This is a genomic window from Cellulosimicrobium cellulans, from assembly GCF_001722485.1.
GTDB classification, from domain to species: Bacteria; Actinomycetota; Actinomycetes; order Actinomycetales; family Cellulomonadaceae; genus Cellulosimicrobium; species Cellulosimicrobium cellulans_A.
In genome coordinates this window covers 1-4,147 of the sequence record NZ_LWGL01000225.1, presented here as the reverse complement: position 1 = coordinate 4,147, position 4,147 = coordinate 1, and the positions used below count along the sequence as shown (strand labels likewise).

Genomic DNA, 4,147 nt, shown 5'->3' with positions numbered 1-4,147 from the left:
GCCGGGGCGCTCCGGGCGGGCGGGCTCCGCGGCCTCCTCGGCGGCCTGGGCGCGGCCGCCGTAGCCGCCGTGCGCCTGGTCGCGCACGAGCGTGCCCGTGTCGAGCTCGACGACGCGCTTGCGCATCTGGTCGACGATCTCGTGGTCGTGGGTGGCCATGACGACGGTCGTGCCCGTGCGGTTGATGCGGTCGAGCAGGCGCATGATGCCGAGCGACGTCGTGGGGTCGAGGTTGCCCGTCGGCTCGTCGGCCAGCAGGATCGGCGGCCGGTTCACCATGGCGCGCGCGATGGCGACGCGCTGCTGCTCGCCGCCCGACAGCTCGTGCGGGCGGCGCTTCTCCTTGCCCGCGAGCCCGACGAGCTCGAGCGTCTCGGGGACCGTGATGGCGATCGAGTGCCGCGGCTTGCCGATCACCTGGAGCGCGAACGCGACGTTCTCGAACACCGTCTTGTTCGGCAGCAGGCGGAAGTCCTGGAAGACGACGCCGATCTGGCGCCGCAGGTGCGGCACCTTCCAGCTCGACAGGGACCCGAGGTCGCGCCCGGCGACGAACACCTTGCCCTTAGTGGGGCGCTCCTCGCGCAGGATCAGGTGCAGGCAGGTCGACTTGCCGGAGCCGGAGGCGCCGACGAGGAAGACGAACTCGCCGCGCCGGACCTCCAGGGACACATCGTCCACGGCGGGTCTGGCGCCGCGCGCGTAGACCTTGGTGACGTTCTCGAAGCGGATCACGACAGGCACAACTCTCGGGTCAGGGAGCGAACCGGGTTCGCCGGACGTCCTCGAGAGTAGGCACGCGTCGTCGGCCGGATCGGGCGGACACGCCGCACCGGGACGGACCCGGACGGTTGCCTGGGTCACCCTATTCCGGACGAAACGGGGCTAAGCCCCCCGTTCCCGACGGGATTTCACCCCGCGAGCTGCGCACCCCGGCGCCAGCGGATGCCGGCCTCGATGAAGTCGTCGATGTCGCCGTCGAACACCGCGGACGGGTTGCCGACCTCGTGCTCGGTGCGCAGGTCCTTGACCATCTGGTACGGCTGCAGCACGTAGGAGCGCATCTGGTCGCCCCAGCTCGCCTTGATGTCGCCGGCGAGCTCCTTCTTCTTCGCGTTCTCCTCCTCCTGGCGCACGAGCAGCAGGCGGGACTGGAGGACGCGGAGCGCGGCCGCGCGGTTCTGGATCTGCGACTTCTCGTTCTGCATCGACACGACGATGCCGGTGGGGATGTGCGTCATGCGCACCGCGGAGTCCGTCGTGTTGACGGACTGGCCGCCCGGGCCGGACGAGCGGAACACGTCGACCTTGATCTCCGACTCGGGGATCTCGATGGAGTCGGTCTGCTCGATGAGCGGGATCACCTCGACCGCGGCGAACGACGTCTGCCGGCGGCCCTGGTTGTCGAACGGCGAGATGCGCACGAGGCGGTGCGTGCCCGCCTCGACGGACAGGTGCCCGAACGCGTAGGGCGCCTTCACCTCGAACGTCGCGGACTTCAGGCCCGCCTCCTCCGCGTAGGAGGTGTCGAGCACGGTCGTCGGGTAGCCGTGCCGCTCGGCCCAGCGCAGGTACATGCGCAGGAGCATCTCGGCGAAGTCGGCGGCGTCGACGCCGCCAGCCCCGGCGCGGATCGTCACGACGGCCTCGCGGGAGTCGTACTCCCCCGCGAGCAGGGTGCGGACCTCGAGCTGGTCGAGGTCCTTGCGGATCCCCGCGACCTCGTTCTCCGCCTCGGTGAGGGTGTCCGCGTCCTCCATCTCGTTGCCCATCTCGACGAGCGTCTCCACGTCGTCGATGCGCTGGCCGAGCTTCTTCACCCGGTCGAGCTCCGCCTGGGCTGCCGACAGTGCGGACGTGACCTGCTGCGCCTTCTCGGGGTCGTCCCAGAGGTCGGGGGCCGACGCCTTCTCCGACAGCTCGTCGATGCGCGCGCGCAGCGCCTCCGGGTCGCTGACGCTCTCGATGGACTCGAGCGTGCTGCGCAGAGCCTTGATCTCGGTCGGGAAGTCGATGGTGGCCACGATGTTCAAGGTTACGCGACGGGCCGGGTGCGCCGCGCCGCCGTCGGGCCGGCCGCGGGGCGCTGGGCCCCGCTCCCCCGGCCCGACGGCGCGGCCCGCCTCACGCGGTCGGCTCGCCCTTGCCCGCACCCGCGGGTGCGCTCGACGGCGCGTCCGCGGAGCGCCGGCCCTCGTCACGGGCCTTCGCGAGCATGTCCTCGAGGCGCTTCCGACGGCGGCGGCGGTCGTCCCGGATGCCGATCACGAGCACCACGACGATCGCGACGAGCAGCAGCTGCGGCCACGGGATCGCCCACGACGTCACCGAGACGGTCACCGGCTCGAGCGGCGCGTCGATCTGGTCGTCGCCCACGGCCGTCGGGGTGACCGTGACGGTCGTCGTCACGGGGCCGAGCGGCCACACGCGGTCGACGTCGACGGTGCGAGCCAGCGAGCCGCCGGGCAGCACCTCGCCGAGCGGCTCGGCCGCGCGGTCCTGCGTGAGGAGCCCGAAGAGAGCCGACGTCGACACGTCGCCCTGCGCGCCGAGGCGGATGTTGCCGTCGTTCGCGACGTCGTACGAGATGCGCAGCTCGCCCGGCGCGAAGGGGTTCCACGACGCGGTGTACGCGGCGCTGATCTCGGGCACGGCGAGCGCGGGCTGGACCTCGCCCGTGACGCGCGTGGTGATGCGGAAGCCGACGCGGCTCTCGACGCCGAGGTTCGTGCCGCCCTCGCCCGCCTGGGTGCTCGTCACCGACGCCGCGATGCCGGCCGGGTGGTCGCCCGGGGTCGCGTTGTCCGGGACCGTCAAGGTGTACGGCACGACGGCGGTCTCGCCGGCGGGCACCTCGACGGTCTCCTGGACGTCGATCCACGTGCCGGCGTCGACCGACTCCTGGTTTGACGGCAGCATGTTGAATCGCCCGCTCCGGGTTTGGTAGCCGTCGGCTGCCTTGAGCGCGAACGTCGCAGGCACCTCGCTGAAATTTGTCACCGCCACGTGGTCCGTCACCGTGGCGCCCGGGTCGAGCTCGATGTCGACCCACCGGCGGCCGTCCGGACCATCTGGACCGGACGGCGTCAAGCTCCACGTGATTTGCTCATCGGTATCGGAGGATAGGGCGACGGTACCGCCCGAAGCAGCGGTCGCCGCGGCGGCGGGCAGCAGGGCGGCGGCGAGCGCAGTGAGCGTCGCGAGGGCGCGGCGGGCGGTGCGGCGGCGCAGTGGTGCGGTAGTCACAGGAGTACGTGCCTTTTCGGTGCTGGTGCGACGACGAACGGCGGGCCGGGCGGTCCCGGAGGTCTGCGCCTCCGGAAGCACCCGGCCCGCCGCCCGTCAGTCCGTGCGGGTCCGGTCAGCGACCGGTCGCTCGACGGCTCAGAAGCCGCCCTCGAGGAGGGAGAGCGTGATCGTCGAGTTGTAGGAACCACCCTCGACATCCTCGCCGGTACGGAGGGTGAGCCCTGCGTTCGCAGTCCACGAACCGTCAGCGGCCACCTCACGCGAGTCGAAGGTGGAGGCGAGGAGCTCCTCGGCAACGAGGCCGACGTTGTTGCTCTCGTCGGCGTCGCCCTCAAGCGCCGGGTCGACCTCGGGGCCCTCGGAGACGAGCCCGAGCTCGTCACCTTCCACGATCGCCGGCGTCCAGCCGAGATTCTCGGCGCCGATCTCGTCGCCGTTCTCGTTGACGAACGTGTCCGCCTCTCCGAGGACGTACCAGGCGGCACCCTCGGGGATCTCCTCGCTCGACCGCGTGTCGGTGACGGTGACCGCGGGGAGCTCACCCGTGAACTCACGGGTGCCCTCGACCGTGGACGTCGTCTCGGCGAGGCTGGTGGACTCGGCCGCCACCGTGAAGGCGAGGTTGCCGGGCTCCACGGTCGACTCGATCTCGACCGACACGTCCACGTTCTGGTCGTCGCCGATCTGGTCGGCGGTGGCAGCGGAGGACAGAGCGACCGTGCCGATGAGCATCGCGCCGAGGGCACCCCCGGCGACGAGCTGCTTCCTTGCTCGTGCGTTCATGTTGTAGCTCTCCATCGTTGGAGTTGTTGTCGGACCGGATCACCATAGCGGCGAACCATGCGGGAGCCCAGAGATGCGCGTGAAGTGGTCAACCACTGTTAAGGAAGTGAACGAA

General features: G+C 70.9%; 4 protein-coding genes. All 4 read right to left on the bottom strand.

Annotation, left to right across the window (positions count from 1 at the left end; all coding sequences use genetic code 11):
• The coding region (gene ftsE / locus JZ5iCDA_RS16030) for a cell division ATP-binding protein FtsE (protein ID WP_069388048.1) at positions 1–735 on the bottom strand (735 nt) is incomplete at its 3' end.
• A gap of 176 nt (positions 736–911) precedes the next feature.
• On the bottom strand, positions 912–2,024 hold the full coding sequence (gene prfB / locus JZ5iCDA_RS16025; protein ID WP_069388046.1) for a peptide chain release factor 2: 1,113 nt from the start codon (positions 2,022–2,024) through the stop codon (positions 912–914).
• A gap of 100 nt (positions 2,025–2,124) precedes the next feature.
• Positions 2,125–3,246 carry a WxL protein peptidoglycan domain-containing protein gene (locus JZ5iCDA_RS16020; protein WP_069388045.1) on the bottom strand — a complete coding sequence of 374 codons (1,122 nt, stop codon included), beginning with the start codon at positions 3,244–3,246 and terminating at the stop codon, positions 2,125–2,127.
• Between the two features lie 138 nt (positions 3,247–3,384).
• Positions 3,385–4,047 (bottom strand): hypothetical protein, encoded by a 663-nt coding sequence (locus JZ5iCDA_RS16015; RefSeq protein ID WP_253182129.1) that lies wholly within the window; start codon positions 4,045–4,047, stop codon positions 3,385–3,387.
• Positions 4,048–4,147 lie beyond the last annotated feature (100 nt).

Coding starts and splice junctions, on each gene's coding strand:
- JZ5iCDA_RS16015 (WP_253182129.1), bottom strand. CDS start 4,047: ATGGAGAGCTACAACATGAACGCACGAGCAAGGAAGCAGCTCGTCGCC.